This window comes from Shinella sp. Sh6 (assembly GCF_055392685.1).
Window position 1 is genome coordinate 3,791,153 of record NZ_AP044005.1, and the last position, 17,178, is coordinate 3,808,330.

Here is a 17,178-nt window from a genome sequence, read left to right on the forward strand (position 1 = left end):
AATTATTCTAAACTGGATAGCCCGCGATGTTCTTCCGTTTCTCCCGCACCGGCAAACGCAGCCTCGAATCCCTGAGCGAACAGGAGATCCTGGCGCTCGCCATTTCCTCGGAGGAGGACGACGGGCGCATCTACCTTGCCTATGCCGATGCGCTGCGGGAGGCCTATCCCCATTCCGCCCGCGTCTTCGAGGAGATGGCGGCGGAGGAGAGCCACCATCGCCAGCTCCTGATCGACCGGCATGTCGCCCGCTTCGGCGAGCGCATCCCGCTCGTCCGGCGCGAATATGTCCGCGATTTCCCCGAGCGCAAGCCCGACTGGCTGATCCGCAACATGCCGCTCGAAAAGATCCGCGCGCAGGCCGAGGCGATGGAGGCGGCCGCCCACCGCTTCTATCTGGAGGCGGCCGCCCGCACGCAGGACGCGGCGACGCGCAAGCTGCTCGGCGACCTCGCCCTTGCGGAAAAGTCCCATGAATCGCTCGCACGGCGGCTCGGCGAAAAGCACACGCCGCAGGATGTGAAGGCGGATGAGGACGAGACGGCGCGCCGGCAGTTCGTGCTGACCTACGTGCAGCCCGGCCTTGCCGGCCTCATGGACGGCTCGGTCTCCACGCTCGCGCCGATCTTCGCCGCCGCCTTCGCCACGCAGGATACCTGGCAGACCTTCCTCGTCGGCCTCTCGGCCTCGGTCGGCGCGGGCATCTCGATGGGCTTCACGGAAGCCGCCCACGACGACGGCAAGCTCTCCGGCCGCGGCTCGCCGGTAAGGCGCGGCCTTGCCTCGGGCATCATGACGGCGCTCGGCGGCCTCGGCCACGCGCTGCCCTACCTCATCCCGAATTTCATGCTGGCGACCTCCATCGCCGTCATGGTCGTCTTCGTGGAGCTCTGGGCCATCGCCTTCATCCAGAACCGCTACATGGAAACGCCGTTCCTGCGCGCCGTCCTCCAGGTCGTCCTCGGCGGCAGCCTGGTCCTCGCCGCCGGCATCCTCATCGGCAATGCCTGACGGGGTGCCCGGTCAGCCGAGCCGCACCCAGTCCGCTGCTTCCAGCACATAGGGCGCGAAGAGGAAATCGCGGATTGCGGCGATCCGCTCCTGCGACCAGTCGATCAGCACGAAATGCGCAGGCGCCGCCATCGGGCCGCCGGCATCGAAGACCAGCATGGCCGGCCGCCCCTCGACCGCGCCGAGGGAAAAACGCCACTTCGTTTCCTGCGCATAGCGCGTGAAGTAGGAGCCGATCCTGTCGCGCCCCTGCAGGTGGAGCCGGTTCACCAGGTCCAGCTTCACGTCGTCGGCCAGCATGGCGCGGATCGTGTCGAAATCGCCGCTGCGGAAGAGCTCGACATAGGCGGCGATCCTGCGCCGGTCCGTATCGGACATCAGCGGCAATCGCGTGTCCTCGGGCGCCTCGGCCAGTTCCCGCAGCCCGGCGCGCCCGCGCTGTAGCGCCGACTTGGCCGCAGCCGGAGAACATCCCGCAATGCCGGCGATTTCCTCGACGGAATGGCCGAGGACATCCTTCAGGATGACCGCGCAGCGCTGAAGCTCAGGCAGCCGGAGGAACGTCCGGAAGCCGATCGCGACGATATCCGCCTCGGGCATGGGGGCGGCCTCCATGTCCTCGGTGAGGGGGACGACCGTGGCCCGGGCCCTGCCGCGCAGGAAGTCGAGGCTCGCATTGTGGGCGATGCGGAACAGCCAGCCGTCGAGATTGTCTACTTCCGCCCCCTGGCTTCGCGCATGAAGCGCCTTGACGAGGGCGTCCTGGAGAACGTCCTCGCCGCTGACGGCCGAGCCCGTCATGCGCGCGCAGTAACGGTGAAGGCGCGGCCGCAGCGCTTTCAGGCGATCCTCGAAGTCGTCCATGTCCGCTCCCTGCCGCGGCCTTCCATTATTCGTGCCGGATGTCGAGGACCGGCGCCCCCATCACCGAATCCAGGCTGGCGAGTTCGCGGATTCTCGGAAAATAGGCCTTCATGCGCGGATCCTCGCGCATCGTCGCGACGGCGGCAGGGCTCTCCCATTCCGAATGGATGACGACGCTGGCGCCGTCCCGCGCCGCGATCAGCCGGGTCGCCTTCCAGCCGGCCAGCGTGCGGATCACCGTCTCGGTGTTCTCCTTCAGGAGCGCGATCAGCGCCTCCTGCCTTGCGGGCTCGACCTTCAGCACGTTGATGAGGGTAACGGGATCGGACATGGCATGCTTCCTTCTGTTTCGGATATGCCAGGGACGATCCTCAGGGCGCAAACGGATCGCGAGACCGGAAATTTTTCGACGGTATCGAAAGAAACGGCCGCTATCAGGAATAGCGGCCGTCATCCTGTCAGGAATGCGGGATCATTCCCACTCGATCGTGCCCGGCGGCTTGCTTGTCACGTCGTAGACGACGCGGTTGATGCCGCGCACCTCGTTAATGATGCGGGTGGCGGCGCGGCCGAGGAAGTTCATGTCGTAGTGGTAGAAGTCGGCGGTCATGCCGTCGACGGAGGTGACGGCGCGCAGCGCGCAGACGAATTCGTAGGTGCGCCCGTCGCCCATCACGCCGACGGTCTGGACGGGCAGCAGCACGGCGAAGGCCTGCCAGATCTTGTCGTAGAGGCCGGCCTTGCGGATCTCGTCGAGATAGATGGCGTCGGCCTCGCGCAGGATCTCCAGCTTTTCGCGGGTGATGCCGCCCGGGCAGCGGATGGCAAGGCCCGGCCCCGGGAAGGGATGACGGCCGATGAAGCTCTCGGGCAGGCCGAGCTCGCGGCCGAGCACGCGCACCTCGTCCTTGAAGAGCTCGCGCAGCGGCTCGACGAGCTTCATGTTCATGCGCTCGGGAAGGCCACCGACATTGTGGTGCGACTTGATCGTGACGGACGGGCCGCCGGTGAAGGAGACGCTCTCGATGACGTCGGGATAGAGCGTGCCCTGGGCGAGGAAGTCCGCGCCGCCCAGCTTCTTCGCCTCGTCCTCGAAGACCTCGATGAACAGGCGGCCGATGATCTTGCGCTTGGTCTCGGGGTCCGAGACACCCTCCAGCTCGCCGACGAAGCGGTCGACGGCGTCCACATGGATGAGGTGGAGGTTGTAGTGCTCGCGGAACATGGCGACGACGTCGGCCGCCTCGTTCTTGCGCATCAGGCCGTGGTCGACGAGGATGCAGGTGAGCTGGCTGCCTACCGCCTCATGGATGAGGAGGGCCGCGACGGAACTGTCGACCCCGCCCGAAAGGGCGCAGATGACGCGCTTGTCGCCGACCTGCTCGCGGATGGCTTCCACGGCGCGCGCGCGATAGGCGGACATCGACCAGTCGCCCTTGATGCCGGCGATCTTGTGCACGAAGTTGGAGAGGAGTTTCGCGCCGTCCGGCGTATGCACCACTTCCGGGTGGAACATGGTCGTGTAGTAGCGCTTCGCCTCGTTGACGCAGATGGCGAAGGGGGCGTTTTCCGAAACGCCGATGATCTCGAAGCCTTCCGGCGCGACGGTGACGCGGTCGCCGTGGCTCATCCAGACAGGATATTTCTTGCCGACCTCCCAGAAGCCGTCGAAGAGCGGGCTGCTTTTAAGGATCTCGACGTCGGCGCGGCCGAACTCGCGGGCATGGCCGCCCTCGACGGTGCCGCCGAGCTGGGTGGCGAGCGTCTGCTGGCCGTAGCAGATGCCGAGGATGGGAAGGCCCGAATCGAAGACGACTTGCGGCGCGCGGGGGCTGCCCTGATCAAGCACCGAGGCTGGGCCGCCGGAGAAGATGACCGCCTTCGGCTTCATGCGGTGGAAGGCTTCCTCCGCCGACTGGAAGGGGATGATCTCGCAATAGACGCCGGCTTCGCGCACGCGCCGCCCGATGAGCTGGGTCACCTGGCTGCCGAAATCGATGATGAGAACGCTGTCGGGATGGGCTGTCTGGGTCATGGCGAGCCTTTAAAGAATATCCGCGCGGCGCGCAACGGGGGATTGCCGGATTTTCAGCCGTTGGAAACGATGCCGCCGCCCGCGACGGCCGCCTCCAGCCTGTCGACGGCGGCGGCGAGCTTCTCGTCGATGACGTGGAGATATTCCGTCCAGCCGCCGATATGGGTGAGCTCCGCCTTGCCGTCGGAAATGCCGCGCAGGCCGATGAACGGAACGCCGAAGGCCTGGCAGGCGCGGAGCGCCCCGTAGGTCTCCATGTCCACCATGTCGGCGTCGATCGCCGCATAGGCCGCGCCGGAGACGATGTTGGCGCCCGTCGAAAGGCGCGCCGCTGGAATGCCGGGTATGGTGAAGGGCAGCGGCACCTCCGCCGGCAGGTCGAGGAAGGGTGTCGCGCCGCGGGTGAAGCCGAGGGGCGAGGCGTCCATGTCGCGGTAGGAGACGGAAATCGCCTGGTAGATGCCGGTCTGCTCCAGCGTGGCGGAGCCGGCGGAGCCGAGCGAGACGACGAAATCGGGAAGGTTTCCTCCCGCCTCCAGATGGCAGAGGGCGAGCGTCAGTTGCACGGCGGCCTCGACCGGGCCGACGCCGGTCATGAAGGGCGCGATGCGGGCCTTCAGGTGCGGGCCGTATTCGGCGTCCACCGCCATGACATAGAGGATGCGCCTGTCTGCGACGGTCTTGAGGGTGAAGCTCATCCGGCGATATCCTCCCGGCCGCGCACGACCATCATCGTGCCGGTCATGGAGGCGATCAGCTTGGCGGGGCCGTCCGAGATGGCATAGCCGCGCCCGTCCGCCACGATGATGTTGCTGCCGGGCTTGGTGACCTCGCCGCGGAAGAGGAAGCGCTCGCCGCGCCCCGGCGACATGAGGTTGACCTTGAACTCGATGGTGAGGATGGAGGCGTCCGCGTCGATCACCGAATAGGCCGCATAGCCGCAGGCCGTGTCGAGCGCGGCGGAGATGACGCCCGCGTGGAGGAAGCCGTGCTGCTGCGTCAGCTTCTCGTCGAAGGGCAGCTCGATCTCCACCGTGCCGTGCTCGATGCGGGTGAGCTCGGCGCCGATCAGCCGCATGGCCGCCTGCTTGCCGAAGCTCCTGGCGATACGGCCGGAGAAATCCGGCGGGGGAAAATCCGTCATCGTGCTTCCATGGTCGCGGCGAAGGGCCGCAATTGCATGCGCGGAGGTTTGCATGCTCCATGTTGCACTGCAAGAGCGATGACGGATTTGCCTCAGTTCAAGGTAAGAATCGCGATGTTGAGCGCGCTCGCGAAGAGCGTCCAGGCGAGATAGGGCAGGAACAGCAGCGCGGCCGTCCGGTCCTGCCGCCAGGACGCGGCGATGAAGCCGGCGACCGAGACGACGAGAGCGATCACGACGATCAGCGCCGCCGCCGGATCGTGCAGGCCGAAGAAGGCCGGCGACCAGGCGAAGTTGAAGACGAGCTGCGCGAACCACAGCCGCATCGCCATGGAGCGGCGGAAGGAGAGCCAGGTGCGCGCGCCCACGACGCCGATGATGAGGTAGAGGATGCTCCAGACCGGCGCGAACACCCAGTTCGGCGGGTTGAAGGCGGGCTTGGCGAGCGATGCGTACCATTCGTCGGGGATATTGTTGGCGCCGATGAGAAGGCCGCCGCCGAGAACGAGGATGATGAAGGCGAGATAGACGAGGGATCTGTTCTGCATGGGCGGAGAGGTAGGGCGCCGCGTGCGATCGTCCAGACGGTCTCAGCGCGGCGGTGCAAGCCCGGCGATATGCTGGTCCCACGCCACATCCTCGCGGCGGCCGGCGAAGCGGCCCTCATAGGACGAGACGGCAAAACCGTGCGGCGCGGCGGCGATGCCGGCGGCATCCGGCACGTCCTCCTCGCGAAGGACGCGGCCGCTTTCGGCATCGAGCACGACGAAGCGCCCGCCGTTCGGCGAGGTGAGGCCGACCAGCCCCTCGCGCCGGTTGACGGCGATGGCCCCGACGTAGTTCGCAAGGCCGATGGTGGTCTCCTCCGGCAGGGAGAGGAAGGTCAGGTCCTCGCCCTTTGCGAAATGGCCGACGAGCGGCGGCAGGTCGTTGCGCGGCCCCTCGTACTGGCAGGCGAACCAGACGCGGCCCTTTTCGTCGAGGTCGACATGGCGGGTGGAGAGCTGGCGCAGCTTTTCCGGCAGCGCGTGCCGCTGGACGAGCCCGCCCGTCGCCGCGTCGATAAGGGCGAGCGACGGCTCCATATGGTCGAGGTTCAGCTTGGTGCGGCCGAAATCCGGATGGGTCTCGATGCCGCCGTTCGCCGCGATCAGCAGCCGGCCGTCGTCGCTGACGGAAAGGTCGTGCGTGCCGATGCCGTAGGTGGAGTATTCGCCGATTCGGCGGTAGCCGTCGCGGGCGTCGTAAAGGCCGATCACGCCGCGATTGGCGTCGAAATCGTTCTCGCTGGCATAGAGCAGCCGCCCGTCCGGCGAAAAGCAGCCGTGGCCGAAGAAATGCCGGTCCTCGGCGGCGGCGATGGTGACGGGCGCGGCCTTGCCGCTGCGGTCGATGACGAGGGCGAAGGTGCCCGGCCGCCGCGCGAAGGCGACGAGATGGTTCGTCGCGGGCGAATACGCCATGCCGTGGCTGCGGGCCGGCAGCGGCGTTCGGTCGATCACCGTGCCGTCCTCCGACAGGACCGCGATGGCGAACCGACCCGCATGGTCCATGCAGCCCGAGGCGAAGACCGCATCGGCGCGGGCGAGCGCGAAGGCGGCGCGCGGGCCGAGCGTCGCCAGCCAGGCCGCGCCCGCCATGCGCAGGAACGCGCGGCGGTCGAGGAGGGCGCTTGCCGTTGCGGTCGTTCGCATCAGTCGCCGTCCGCGAAGGAGAAGCCGGCGCCGAGGCCGATGGCGCCGCCGAAATCGCCGTTGAGGCTGACGATCAGGTCGCGCGTGTTGACGAGCAGGAAGGCGATCTTCTGCTGTTCGGCGGGCGTCGTGACGGCTTTCTCGATATCGGGATCGGCGGTCCGGACGACATTGCGCAGCGCCGTCAGCACGAAGTCGACATTGCCGCTGAGAGAGGTGTGGCCGGGATCGACGAATTCGGCGATGCCGGATTTGTCGAACAGGGTCTGAAGGCCCTCGAAATTGGCGTCGATCGACGTCCATGTGTTGCCGGAGCGCCAGAAGACGGCCGATTTCGGCCGCGCCGTGCCGCCGTTGCGGTAGAAGGTCTCGATGCGCTGGTCGCGCACCGCCTCCGCGCCGTGGACGAGAATGCCGAGCAGGGCCGTCATCGCCTCCTTGCCGGTGCGGAAGACGGGGTTCTGCGGGCCGGGATGCTTCCAGTCCTGCTGCACGCCGTCCGGCGCGTCCCAGGCCGCCGCAAGCTGGCCCGCGGTCGTCTCGATATGGGTCGCGACGGCCGCGCCGTAGCGGCAGCGGAAGCTTTCCGGCGCCGACATCAGCGTTTCGGAGCCGGTGCCGTAGAGCACGAATTCGAGCGCGCCGAACCCTTGGATCGCCACGCTCTTGCCCGCCATGTTGGCGGGGTCGGTATCGGCCTCGTCCGGTTGCTGCAGCAGCGCCTGCACCTGCTTGAGGCCCGTGCTCTTGCGGTCGGGATAGAAGAGGATGCGCTCGAAGCGGTTGTCGTCGAGCACCGGGCCGATGCGCACGATCTCGATGCGGCCCCAGTCGGTGACAGCCTGCCGGAAGGCCGCGTCCAGCACCTTGCGCGAGTCCTTTGAGGGCGCCTTGCAGAAGGCCGCGGTCGCCTTGGCGAGCGCCCCGGCGGAGGCGTGGAAGGCGCGGTAGCCAGGCCGGATGACGTCGTCCACCGCCTGCGCCATCACGGCGCCGACATTGGCGTCCGTCAGCTCCGGCGGGGTTGCCTCCTGTGCGAAGGCGGGGATGGCGAAGCCGGTGGCGAGGAGGAGAGCGGCAAGGCGATGCACCCGGAGCTTACCCCCCTCTGCCCTGCCGGGCATCTCCCCCTCAAGGGGGGAGATCGGCAAGCGGCGGGAACCTTGCTCAAATCGCGACGTCGAAGAGGGGTGGGACAGTGCTCCATCCAATCTCCCCCCCTGAGGGGGAGATGCCCGGCAGGGCAGAGGGGGGTGCCTCAGGGGAGCACTGTCCCGAAGACCGGCTGCAAGGGAGGAGACGAAGCAGAGGAGGGATAGGCGCCGGGTCATCAGAGGCTCTCCAGGAAGGTGAGTAGGGCGTCGCGGTCGTGTTTTTCCAGCGCGGCGAAGCGGTCGCGCGCCGCCTGTCCCTCGCCGCCATGCCAGAGGATGGCTTCGGTGAGGTTGCGGGCGCGGCCGTCGTGCAGGAAGAACGTATGGCCGTTGACGGTTTTGGTAAGGCCGATACCCCAGAGCGGCGGCGTGCGCCACTCCCGGCCGCTCGCCACTCCCACCGTCTGCCCGTCGGCGAGGCCCTCGCCCATGTCGTGCAGCAGGAAATCGGAATAGGGCCAGATGAGCTGGAAGGCCTGGGCCTTGTTGGCGGCGTCGCGCCGCGTCACGAATTTCGGATGGTGGCAGGAAATGCAGCCGGTCTCGTAGAAGATGCGCTTGCCGGCGAGCGTTTCGGGAAAGCTCGCCTTGCGCCGCGCCGGCACGGCGAGATTTTCCGCATAGAAGGTGACGAGGTCCATCACCGGCGGCGGCGCTTCGCCGTCGCCGAGGCGGGCCTGCACGCCGTTCGGCCGTTCCATGCAGGCCGTCTCGGCCGCCGTGCAATCGCCCTGCGGCAGGGGCACGTCCGGCGTCGAGATGCCGATGTCGAAGGCGAAGGCCTCGGCGCTCTGCTGGCGCACGCTCGCCGCCTGCGCCTTCCAGCCGAAACGGCCGAGCGCCTGCCGGCCGGTCGCCGGGTCGACGGCGACCGCGGCCTTACCGCTGATGCCGTCGCCGTCCGCATCGTCCGGGTCGGCGAGCGCGAGGATATCGGCCGGATGGATCGCCTCGATCAGGCCGAGACCGTGCATGGGCTGGGTGATGCGCGGCGAGAGGGTGGTCGTGGGGTCGAGCGCGCCGAAGGCGAGGTCGGCGACGGAATAGGTGGGGTGTCGCAGCGTGACGACCTCGCCGCCGGCAAGCGTCACCGGCTCCTCGCTGTACTCGATCGCCATGCGCCCCTCGGCCTTGAGGCCGGGAATGGCCTGGTCCTGAAGCTGCCGGCCGTAGACCGGGTCCGGCAGGCTCATCGCGGTGAAGTCCTTGAGGGCCGCCTCTTCCGCGGGCGTCTTCGCCGCACGGGCAAGGCGCAGGAACATCGAGGTCGCGTCGTCCGCGCCCTCCGGCGGATGGCCGCGACCGTCCCGGACGTGGCAGGACTGGCAGGCGCGCGCATTGTAGAGCGGCCCGAGCCCGTCGGAGGCCTGCGTGGAGGAGGGCGAGGAGACCCACAGCTTCTGGAACAGCGCATTGCCGAGCTTGAAGGTCTCGCGCTCCTCGAAGGTGATGTTTTCGGAAAAGTGGGAGAAGCTGTTGACGTCGATTTCGGCAAGCGAGGTCGCCGCGCCCGCCGACATCGCCTCGTACTGCTCGGCCTTGGAGAAATCCGTCGCCGGCTTCGTGACGGCCGCAACGCGCTTCAGGTCCTTCGGCGAGAGGTCGTCGCGCCCGCGGCCGGCGGATTGGGCGGCGCTAAGACCGAGAACGCCTGCCGCGACGGCAAGCGCGGCGGAGACCGCGAGCAGGCGACGGGCGGGGCGTTCGGTCATCGAGGAACCGGGCCGCCGTCCGGAAAGGACAGCGGCCCGCCTTTTATCATTGGAAGACAGCGTTAGGATTATCCAGGCTGTCGGAGCCTTCAAGCTCGATCTTGCCGAGGTCGAGCGACGCGATGACGCGCTCGATGGTCTTGGTCTGGTCGATCAGGCTGTCGATGGCGGTCTGGACGACCTTGTTGCCTTCCTCGTTGCCTTCGCCGATCATCTGGTCGTAGGCCTCGCCCCCTTCGGCGCGGTCCACCAGCGCCTTGAAGGCGGCGTGGCTGGCGTCGAGCTTTTCCGTCATCTCCTTGTCGAGCGCGGCGTTCTTTTCTGCGACGAGTTCGTGGAGCGACGGGCCGGTCATCTTGGTGCCGTCCGGACGGGTATATTCGCCCGTATAGACGGTCTGGATGCCCATGACGTCATAGTAGTGCGAGTTGTGCGTGTTGTCGGAGAAGCAATCGTGCTCTTCTTCCGGATCGTGCAGCAGGAGGCCGAGCTTCATGCGCTCGCCGGCCAGCTCGCCGTAGGAGAGCGAGCCCATGCCGGTCAGCATGGCGGTGATGCCGGCCTTCGGATCGGCGGTCACGGTCTTGGCGGCTTCCCCGTCCGGCGCCCAGGTCGTCACCATGTCCTGCAGGTCGGAGACGAGCAGCGAGGTCGCGGCCTTCAGGTAGGCGGCGCGGCGGTCGCAATTGCCGTTGGTGCAATTGGCCGTGTCGTAGTCGCTCGCCGGGCGGTTGCCGGCGCCCGGGCCGGTGCCGTTGAGGTCCTGGCCCCACAGCAGGAATTCGATGGCGTGGTAGCCGGTGGCGACGTTCGCCTCCACGCCGCCCGCCTCATGCAGTTCCTGAAGGACTTCCGGCGTGATCGTCGTGGCGTCGATGGTCTTGCCGCCGATCTCCAGCTTCGGATTGGCGATGACATTGCCGACGAACAGGGCGTTCTCGTCGCTTTCCGTGCCGTAGCTCGGGTCGACATAGTCGATCAGGCCTTCGTCCAGCGGCCAGGCGTTCACCTTGCCTTCCCAGTCGTCGACGATCGGGTTGCCGAAGCGGTAGGCTTCCGTCTGCTGGTAGGGAACGCGCGACTTCAGCCACGCCTCGCGCGCCGCCTTCAGCGTGTCGTCGTTCGGCTTGGCGAGGAAGGCATCGACCGCCGCGTCCAGCGCCTTGGCGGCGTCGAGCGCGTCGGAATACTTGGCATGGGCGATGTCGGCATAGTGCTTGACGATGGCCGCCGGATCGGCTGCCGCGTGGGCGGAGCCGACGGCAAGGCTCGATGTCGCGGCCGCAAGCGCAAAGACTGCGGCGCGAAGGAAGGAAGTGGTCATGACGTCTCCTGGTGTCCTGTTGTCGTGTCCCCCCGACACCGGACGCCGCAACCCGTCGTCAGGCAGGCCGCAGTCCGGATGCCCGGCAGGCGCCGGGCTCGGGATAATTCAGGCGCCCTGTCATGGACCAAATAAAAACTGGTGTCAAAGTGTATAGTTTAGAACCGTTTCAAGGTCTCCCGCTCCGCGGGCGCAAGGATCAGGCCTTGCGCGCCATGGCGCAGAAGAAGAAACCGTCCGTGTCCGTCGAGGCGGGCGTCAGTGTCACGGTGCTGCCGTCGCGCGAGCGGGGCTGCGGCGTGCCGTCGCCGAAGAGCTTCCGCCAGGTTTCGGTGGCGGGCTGGAGGGTAAAGTCCGGATTGGCCTTGCAGAAGCCGTGCACCTGCTCCTCGTTCTCCTGCGGCAGGATGGAACAGGTGACGTAGAAGAGCGTGCCGCCGGGCCGCACGAAGGCGCTGGCATTGGCAAGCGCTTCCTGCTGCTGGGCAAGGCGCTCCTCGAGGTTCTTCTCGGTGAGGCGCCATTTGGTATCCGGCCGGCGCCGCCAGGTGCCGGTGCCGGTGCAGGGCGCATCGACCAGCACGCGGTCGAACCGGCCGGCCAGCGGCGAAAGGCTGGAAAGGTCCTCGTGGACCTGCACGTTGCGGGTGCCGGCGCGCTTCAGCCGCTCGATGATCGGGGCGAGGCGCTTGCGGTCCGTGTCGTAGGCATGGACCTGGCCCTTGTTGTGCATCGCCGCGGCCATGGCGAGCGTCTTGCCGCCGCCGCCCGCGCAGAAGTCGAGCACCTGGTCGCCTTCCTGCGGCACGACGAGATCGGCGACGATCTGCGAGCCCTCGTCCTGCACCTCGAACCAGCCCTTCTGGAAGGCAAGGTCCGCCGTGACGTTCGGCAGGCGCGAGGGGCCTTCGCCGGCGGGAATGCGGATGCCCTGGCGGGCGATGGCGGAGGCGACGGCGCCGTTGCGCTCCAGCGCCTTCAGCACCTTGTCGCGGCCTGCCTTCAGCGTGTTGGCGCGAAGGTCGAGCGTCGGCCTTCCGGCAAGGGCTTTCGCCTCCGTAAGCCAGTCATCGCCGAAATTGGCTTCGAAGGAAGGCTGCACCCATTCGGGAATGTCGCCCTGCACATGGGGCGCGGCCGCATCGAGCGTGCGGGCGTTGAAGGCGGCGAGCCTGTCTTCGGAAAGCGGCGGCGGGGCGAAGCGGTCGCCGTCGACCTCGCCGGCAAGCGCTTCCGGCGAAAGGCCCCATTGGCGCAGGAGCACGGCATAGCCGAGAGCCGTGGGGCTGTCGTCGTCCATCAGGAAGGCGTGCGACAGTTTCATGCGCAGCGCGTCGTAGACGATATTGCCGATGGCGGCGCGGTCGCCGGAGCCGGCGAACCGATGGGAGAGGCCCCAGTCCTTGAGCGCATCGGCGACGGGGCGCCGCCGCGTCTCGATATCCGTCAGAACCTCGATGGCCCCCGAGAGCCGCCCACCCAATCGCATCCGTCTACTCCGTTTTGCGTCGTGGTAGCGGCGGAATGCGGGAAGAGCAAGCCGGCGCGGGCAGATTCGGGATCAGCCGATGACTTCGTAGCAGATCTTGGCGTGGCCGGAGCGGATCATGCCGATGTTGGAGGCGGCGGCCTTGGAAAGATCGAGCACGCGGCCGCGGACGAACGGGCCGCGATCGTTGATGCGCACTACGACGCTCTTGCCGTTGTTCGCGTTGGTGACCTTCAGCTTCGTGCCGAAGCGCAGGCTGCGGTGGGCGGCCGTCAGCAGGTTCGGGTTCATCCGTTCGCCCGATGCGGTGCGCGAGTGCAGCGCATACCACGAAGCGCGGCCGCAGCCGGCGGCCTGTGCATCGGAAAAGGTAACGAAGGAGGAGGAGGCGGCAATGAGGGAGGCAAGAGCGAGGCTGGAGAGCTTGAGCATCATGTATCGGATGACCTTCCGGGCAAGTTGTGAACTTCCGCTGTGTTGGTCGCCCTATGAGGAAGCAAAAATGGCGAAAACGTGCCTCAACCCGCCGCAATCCCGTTCCGGGACCGCGCGGATATACAGTCCATCGCCCGCGATGGATTTTTAACGTTGGTTAACGAGGCCGGAAAAGTTCTTCCGAATCAGTCGTTAAACTGGATCAACTTGTTTTGTGGAATGGCGATCCGGCATTCGTGCAAATTTTCGGAAAAAACTTTCAATATTAGCAATTACTGCGCAGGAATTCGGCGGCGAAAATGAGGCAAATATCCCATAGGTTGCATCAAATCGCAAAAGCCGAGCCTCCGGCCTTCGCTCCCTCAGCCGCGCCAGCGTCCGGAAGCATGGAGCTCGCCGAGCGAGAGGCGATAGTTCGGGAAGCGGAATTCGAAGCCCGCAGCCTTCAGTTTCGCGTTCGAGACGCGCTTGTTCTCCGCGTAGAAAGACCGTGCCATGGCAGAAAGTTCCGCCGTCTCGAAAGGAATGTCGGGCGGGACGGGCTGGCCCATCAGCCGGGCCGCCTCCGCCACCACGTCCTGCGGCGGGCCGGGCTCGTCGTCGGTGATGTTCCAGACGCCGCCGCGATGGCCCTCGGCGAGGAAGAGCGCCGAGCGGCCGATATCCTCGACGCGGATGCGGTTGAACACCTGGTCCTTCTTTATGAGGCGGCGCGCGGTGCCCTCCTCCATGTTGCGCAGGGCGTTGCGGCCCGGGCCGTAGATGCCGGCAAGGCGCAGCACCGCGACGGGAAGGCCCGAGGCCTTGCCGAAGGCGAGCCAGTGGTTCTCCGCCTCGACGCGCTCGATGGAGCGGACGGAGACGGGATTGAGCTTCGTTTCCTCGTCCACCCAGCCGCCCTTGTGGTCGCCGTAGACGCCGACGGTGGAGAGGTAGCCGGCCCATTCGAGCTTCGGCATCAGCGTGGCAAGGGCAGGCACGCCGGCGCGGAACAGGGGATCGCCGTCCTTGCCGGGCGCGATCGACTGGACGACGTGCGTGGCGCGCGCCATCACCGCGGCAAGCGCATCCGAAACCGCGCCGCCGTCATAAAGGCCAGGCTCGATGCCGAGGGCGCGGAGGCTCTGCGCTTTCTCGGCAGAGCGCGTGGTGCCGGTGACGGAAAAGCCGGCCTGCCGGAAGGTTTCGCCGATGGCCCTGCCGGAAAAGCCGGCGCCGAGGATCAGGAGGTGCTTCATTGTCCGTTCGCCTTCGCTCGCTCATATTCCGCGCGCACGTCCTCGTCCGCGTCGTCCGCCCTTCCTGCCGCAAATCGCTCGAATTCGGAAGCCTCCATCAGGCGGGAGAGCGCCCAGGCGGCCATGCCACGCACCACCGGCGCGGTGTCGTCGGCAAGGCGGAGGCATGGGTCGATGAGGCTGCGGTCGCCGGAATTGCCGGCGGCGATCAGCACGTTGCGCACGAAGCGGTCGCGGCCGATGCGTTTCACCGGCGAGCCGGAAAAATGCGTGCGGAAGGTGGGATCGTCGAGCGTCAGGAGATCGGCGATCCGCGGCGCCTTCAGGTCGTCGCGCGCGACGAGCTTCATTTCGGAGGCAAGGGCCGCGAACTTGTTCCAGGGACAGGCGGCGAGGCAATCGTCGCAGCCGTAGATGCGGTTGCCGATCTTCTCGCGGAAATGCGGTTCGATCGGCCCCTTGTGCTCGATGGTGAGATAGGAGATGCAGCGCCGCGCATCGAGCTTGTAGGGCGCGGGAAAGGCGTCGGTCGGGCAGGCGTCGAGGCAGGCCCTGCAGGAGCCGCAATGGTCGCGCTCCGGCTCGTCGCGCAGGAGATCGGCGGTGGTGAAGAGGCTGCCGAGGAAGAGCCAGGAACCGTGCGTGCGGCTGACGAGGTTGGTGTGCTTGCCCTGCCAGCCGAGCCCGGCGGCGGCGGCGAGCGGCTTTTCCATGACGGGCGCGGTGTCGACGAACACCTTCACGTCCTCCCCGCCGCGCGCGGCAAAGCGCGTCGCCACTTCCTTGAGCCGGCCCTTGATGAGGTCGTGATAGTCGCGGTTCTGCGCATAGACCGAGATCGCTGCGCGGTCCGGCATGGCGAGCACGTCGCGGGGATCGTGCTCCGGCCCGTAGTTCATGCCGAAGAGCACGACGGAGCGCACGTCGCTCCACAGGACGCGCGGATCGGCCCGGCGGGCCTCGGTCTCGGCCATCCACTCCATCGTGCCGTGATAGTCGGCGGCGAGGAAATCGGCGAGCCGCGCGGGCGCCTGCGGAATGGCATCGGGGCCGGTGATGCGACAGAGGTCGAAGCCCTTGTCGGCGGCCTCGGCCTTGAGGAAATCCGTCAGGCGGCGGCGGTGCCTGTCGTCGCCCGGCATGGCCCCGTCCTCAGAAATCGAGGTCTGCGTAATGCGAGACCGGCGTGACGCCGCGCACGCGCTCGGCGAGCAGCGGGCGGAAGGAGGGGCGGGACTTCAGCCGCTGGTACCAGTCCTTGGCCTGCGGCGATTCCGTCCAGTTGATCTCGCCCATATAGTCGAGCACGGAGAGCGAGGCGGCGGCGGCAAGGTCGGCGTAGCTCAGCCGGTCGCCGGCAAGGTAGGTGCGCGAGCCGGCGAGCCACGAGAGATATTTCATGTGCTGGCGGATATTGGCGCGCGAATTGCGCAGGATCTTGCTGTCCGGCGGCCCGCCGCCCTGGTCCGAGGTCATCTGGAGCTTGAAGATGCGCTCGCGCACCAGGGGGCGCGTGACGTCCTGCTCCATCTTCTGCAGGAACCATTCGGTGAGGCGGCGGATTTCCGCGCGCTGGAACGGGTCCTCGGCCAGAAGCCGCCGGTCGCGCTTGAGCACGCCGTGCGTCTCGTCGAGATATTCGGAGATGATCGATGCGCCGCAGAGCGCGCGCATGCTGTCGTCGACATAGACGGGAAGCGTGCCGGCCGGGTTGAGGGCGAGGAAGTCGCGCCGGTTCTCCCAGGGCTGTTCCTCGGCCAGTTCCGTCTGGAAGCCGTATTCCGCCAGGATCAGGCGCACGAAGCGCGAGGCCGAGGACATGGAGTGATGATAGAGTGTGGGCATGAACGCTGCTTTACTCGGATTGCGGAAGGGGGCGTGCCGGGCCGGCCGCCTCATGCGGAACTGATTTGGCCACGGCTGATTTGACGAACCTATAGAAATTTGGTGGTACAAACACAAGCGAATCGGGCCTTTCGCCGCATATGCGCTTCGATTCGTGCCGATCCTCCTCCACTCTCAAGGACCTTTCATGGCAGACCAGTCCATCGTCAGCGCCCTCATCCTCGGTCTCATCGAGGGCCTGACAGAATTCATCCCGGTTTCCTCCACCGGTCACATCCTGCTTGCCGGCCATTTTCTCGGCTTCAAGTCGCCGGGCAACACCTTCGCCGTGCTGATCCAGCTCGGCGCGATCCTCGCCATCCTCTCCGTCTACGCGGCCAAGCTGCTGCGCATCGCCTTCGCGCTGCCCTCGAGCCCGCAGGCGCGCCGCTTCGTCTTCAGCATCCTCCTCGCCTTCCTGCCGGCGGCGGTCATCGGCGCGCTCGCGCATGATTTCATCAAGTCGGTGCTGTTCGAGACGCCCATGCTGATCTGCGTGGTGCTGATCGTCGGCGGCGTCATCCTCTACGTGATCGACCGCCTGCCGCTGAAGCCCCGCTACACGGACGCGATGACCTATCCGCCGTCGCTCGCCTTCAAGATCGGCCTCTGCCAGTGCCTCGCCATGATCCCCGGCACCTCGCGCTCGGGCGCGACCATTGCCGGCGCGCTGCTGATGGGCACGGACAAGCGTTCTGCGGCGGAGTTCTCGTTCTTCCTTGCCATGCCCACCATGGTCGGCGCCTTCGCGCTCGATCTCTACAAGAACCGCGACGCGCTTTCCTCCGACGACCTTTTCGTCATCGGCGTCGGCTTTGCGGCTGCCTTCGTCGCCGGCCTCTTCGTCGTGCGCTCGCTGCTCGACTATGTGTCGCGCCGCGGCTTCACGCTCTTCGCCATCTGGCGCATCGTCGTGGGCGTGCTCGGCCTCGTCGGCCTTTTGGTCTGGGGATGAGGAAACGGCTTCGGCCGGTCGTTCCGGCCGGCCGGGGCTTACTTGACCGAGGCGGTCGTGCAGGGGTCGATGCCATAGGCCGGCGAGCAGCCGTGCTTGCTGGCGGAGACCGTCGAGGGTGCGGCAAAGGATCCGGCCACGATGATCAGAGCCGAAAACCCGAAGAAGATTGCAATTGCCTTGCCCATTTGCGCCGGAAGCCTCTCAAGTGCTGAAATGCGCCGCTTCTGTCCTGTTGCA

18 protein-coding genes and 1 pseudogene are annotated in these 17,178 nt (G+C 67.0%); 3 read left to right on the forward strand and 16 right to left on the reverse strand.

Going from position 1 to position 17,178, the window contains the following annotated elements; genetic code table 11:
• The first annotated feature begins 26 nt into the window (after nucleotides 1–26).
• Complete coding sequence (mbfA, locus tag ACZ5TO_RS18120; protein WP_464799075.1) at nucleotides 27–1,010, forward strand: iron exporter MbfA; 984 nt, start codon at nucleotides 27–29, stop codon at nucleotides 1,008–1,010.
• Between the two features lie 12 nt (nucleotides 1,011–1,022).
• Here the strand turns inward: mbfA and ACZ5TO_RS18125 are convergent, their stop codons facing one another.
• From ACZ5TO_RS18125 to ACZ5TO_RS18160, 8 genes are all read right to left on the reverse strand, one after another.
• Nucleotides 1,023–1,874 (reverse strand): sigma-70 family RNA polymerase sigma factor, encoded by an 852-nt coding sequence (locus tag ACZ5TO_RS18125; RefSeq protein ID WP_464799076.1) that lies wholly within the window; start codon nucleotides 1,872–1,874, stop codon nucleotides 1,023–1,025.
• Nucleotides 1,875–1,899: 25 nt separating this feature from the next.
• Nucleotides 1,900–2,205: an antibiotic biosynthesis monooxygenase gene (locus ACZ5TO_RS18130; RefSeq protein WP_464799077.1), complete on the reverse strand. Its 306-nt coding sequence runs from the start codon at nucleotides 2,203–2,205 to the stop codon at nucleotides 1,900–1,902.
• 141 nt (nucleotides 2,206–2,346) lie between these two features.
• Nucleotides 2,347–3,909 carry a glutamine-hydrolyzing GMP synthase gene (gene guaA / locus ACZ5TO_RS18135; RefSeq protein ID WP_464799078.1) on the reverse strand — a complete coding sequence of 521 codons (1,563 nt, stop codon included), beginning with the start codon at nucleotides 3,907–3,909 and terminating at the stop codon, nucleotides 2,347–2,349.
• A gap of 53 nt (nucleotides 3,910–3,962) precedes the next feature.
• On the reverse strand, nucleotides 3,963–4,607 hold the full coding sequence (locus tag ACZ5TO_RS18140; RefSeq protein WP_464799079.1) for a 5'-methylthioadenosine/S-adenosylhomocysteine nucleosidase: 645 nt from the start codon (nucleotides 4,605–4,607) through the stop codon (nucleotides 3,963–3,965).
• Nucleotides 4,604–5,053, reverse strand: coding sequence for a PaaI family thioesterase (locus tag ACZ5TO_RS18145; protein WP_464799080.1), 450 nt, complete (start codon nucleotides 5,051–5,053; stop codon nucleotides 4,604–4,606). Before ACZ5TO_RS18145 ends, ACZ5TO_RS18140 begins: the two co-directional genes overlap by 4 nt.
• 92 nt (nucleotides 5,054–5,145) lie before the next feature.
• Entirely contained in the window at nucleotides 5,146–5,601 is a 456-nt protein-coding gene (locus ACZ5TO_RS18150) for a TspO/MBR family protein (protein WP_464799081.1), read from the reverse strand.
• Between the two features lie 42 nt (nucleotides 5,602–5,643).
• Nucleotides 5,644–6,747: a DUF1513 domain-containing protein gene (locus ACZ5TO_RS18155; protein WP_464799082.1), complete on the reverse strand. Its 1,104-nt coding sequence runs from the start codon at nucleotides 6,745–6,747 to the stop codon at nucleotides 5,644–5,646.
• The gene (locus tag ACZ5TO_RS18160; protein WP_464799083.1) at nucleotides 6,747–7,871 is read right to left on the reverse strand and encodes an imelysin family protein; all 1,125 of its coding nucleotides are present in this window, start codon (nucleotides 7,869–7,871) and stop codon (nucleotides 6,747–6,749) included. Before ACZ5TO_RS18160 ends, ACZ5TO_RS18155 begins: the two co-directional genes overlap by 1 nt.
• On the opposite strand from ACZ5TO_RS18160, the pseudogene ACZ5TO_RS18165 reads away from it, so the two are divergent.
• Nucleotides 7,843–8,002 (forward strand): annotated as a pseudogene (locus ACZ5TO_RS18165) (bifunctional diaminohydroxyphosphoribosylaminopyrimidine deaminase/5-amino-6-(5-phosphoribosylamino)uracil reductase RibD); the annotation flags it as partial. The gene ACZ5TO_RS18160 and the pseudogene ACZ5TO_RS18165 sit on opposite strands and share 29 nt — an antisense overlap.
• A 75-nt stretch (nucleotides 8,003–8,077) precedes the next feature.
• Here the strand turns inward: ACZ5TO_RS18165 and ACZ5TO_RS18170 are convergent.
• The 7 genes from ACZ5TO_RS18170 to ACZ5TO_RS18200 form a co-directional block, all read right to left on the reverse strand.
• Nucleotides 8,078–9,613, reverse strand: coding sequence for a di-heme oxidoreductase family protein (locus tag ACZ5TO_RS18170; protein WP_464799084.1), 1,536 nt, complete (start codon nucleotides 9,611–9,613; stop codon nucleotides 8,078–8,080).
• Nucleotides 9,614–9,659: 46 nt separating this feature from the next.
• Nucleotides 9,660–10,937: an imelysin family protein gene (locus ACZ5TO_RS18175; RefSeq protein WP_464799085.1), complete on the reverse strand. Its 1,278-nt coding sequence runs from the start codon at nucleotides 10,935–10,937 to the stop codon at nucleotides 9,660–9,662.
• Between the two features lie 199 nt (nucleotides 10,938–11,136).
• Nucleotides 11,137–12,426: an RsmB/NOP family class I SAM-dependent RNA methyltransferase gene (locus ACZ5TO_RS18180; protein WP_464799086.1), complete on the reverse strand. Its 1,290-nt coding sequence runs from the start codon at nucleotides 12,424–12,426 to the stop codon at nucleotides 11,137–11,139.
• Between the two features lie 72 nt (nucleotides 12,427–12,498).
• Nucleotides 12,499–12,858 carry a septal ring lytic transglycosylase RlpA family protein gene (locus ACZ5TO_RS18185; RefSeq protein ID WP_184144549.1) on the reverse strand — a complete coding sequence of 120 codons (360 nt, stop codon included), beginning with the start codon at nucleotides 12,856–12,858 and terminating at the stop codon, nucleotides 12,499–12,501.
• 365 nt (nucleotides 12,859–13,223) lie between these two features.
• The gene (locus ACZ5TO_RS18190; RefSeq protein ID WP_464799087.1) at nucleotides 13,224–14,099 is read right to left on the reverse strand and encodes an SDR family oxidoreductase; all 876 of its coding nucleotides are present in this window, start codon (nucleotides 14,097–14,099) and stop codon (nucleotides 13,224–13,226) included.
• Nucleotides 14,096–15,241, reverse strand: a complete 1,146-nt coding sequence (queG, locus tag ACZ5TO_RS18195; RefSeq protein ID WP_464799088.1) for a tRNA epoxyqueuosine(34) reductase QueG — start codon at nucleotides 15,239–15,241, stop codon at nucleotides 14,096–14,098. The genes ACZ5TO_RS18190 and queG overlap by 4 nt, the downstream gene beginning before the upstream one ends.
• Nucleotides 15,242–15,251: 10 nt before the next feature.
• The gene (locus tag ACZ5TO_RS18200; RefSeq protein ID WP_184144511.1) at nucleotides 15,252–15,944 is read right to left on the reverse strand and encodes a glutathione S-transferase family protein; all 693 of its coding nucleotides are present in this window, start codon (nucleotides 15,942–15,944) and stop codon (nucleotides 15,252–15,254) included.
• Between the two features lie 187 nt (nucleotides 15,945–16,131).
• Here ACZ5TO_RS18200 and ACZ5TO_RS18205 point away from each other — a divergent pair, with 187 nt between their 5' ends.
• The gene (locus tag ACZ5TO_RS18205; RefSeq protein ID WP_184144512.1) at nucleotides 16,132–16,938 is read left to right on the forward strand and encodes an undecaprenyl-diphosphate phosphatase; all 807 of its coding nucleotides are present in this window, start codon (nucleotides 16,132–16,134) and stop codon (nucleotides 16,936–16,938) included.
• A gap of 38 nt (nucleotides 16,939–16,976) precedes the next feature.
• On the opposite strand, the gene ACZ5TO_RS18210 is transcribed toward ACZ5TO_RS18205, so the two are convergent.
• Nucleotides 16,977–17,126, reverse strand: a complete 150-nt coding sequence (locus ACZ5TO_RS18210; RefSeq protein WP_380779128.1) for a hypothetical protein — start codon at nucleotides 17,124–17,126, stop codon at nucleotides 16,977–16,979.
• Between the last annotated feature and the right edge of the window lie 52 nt (nucleotides 17,127–17,178).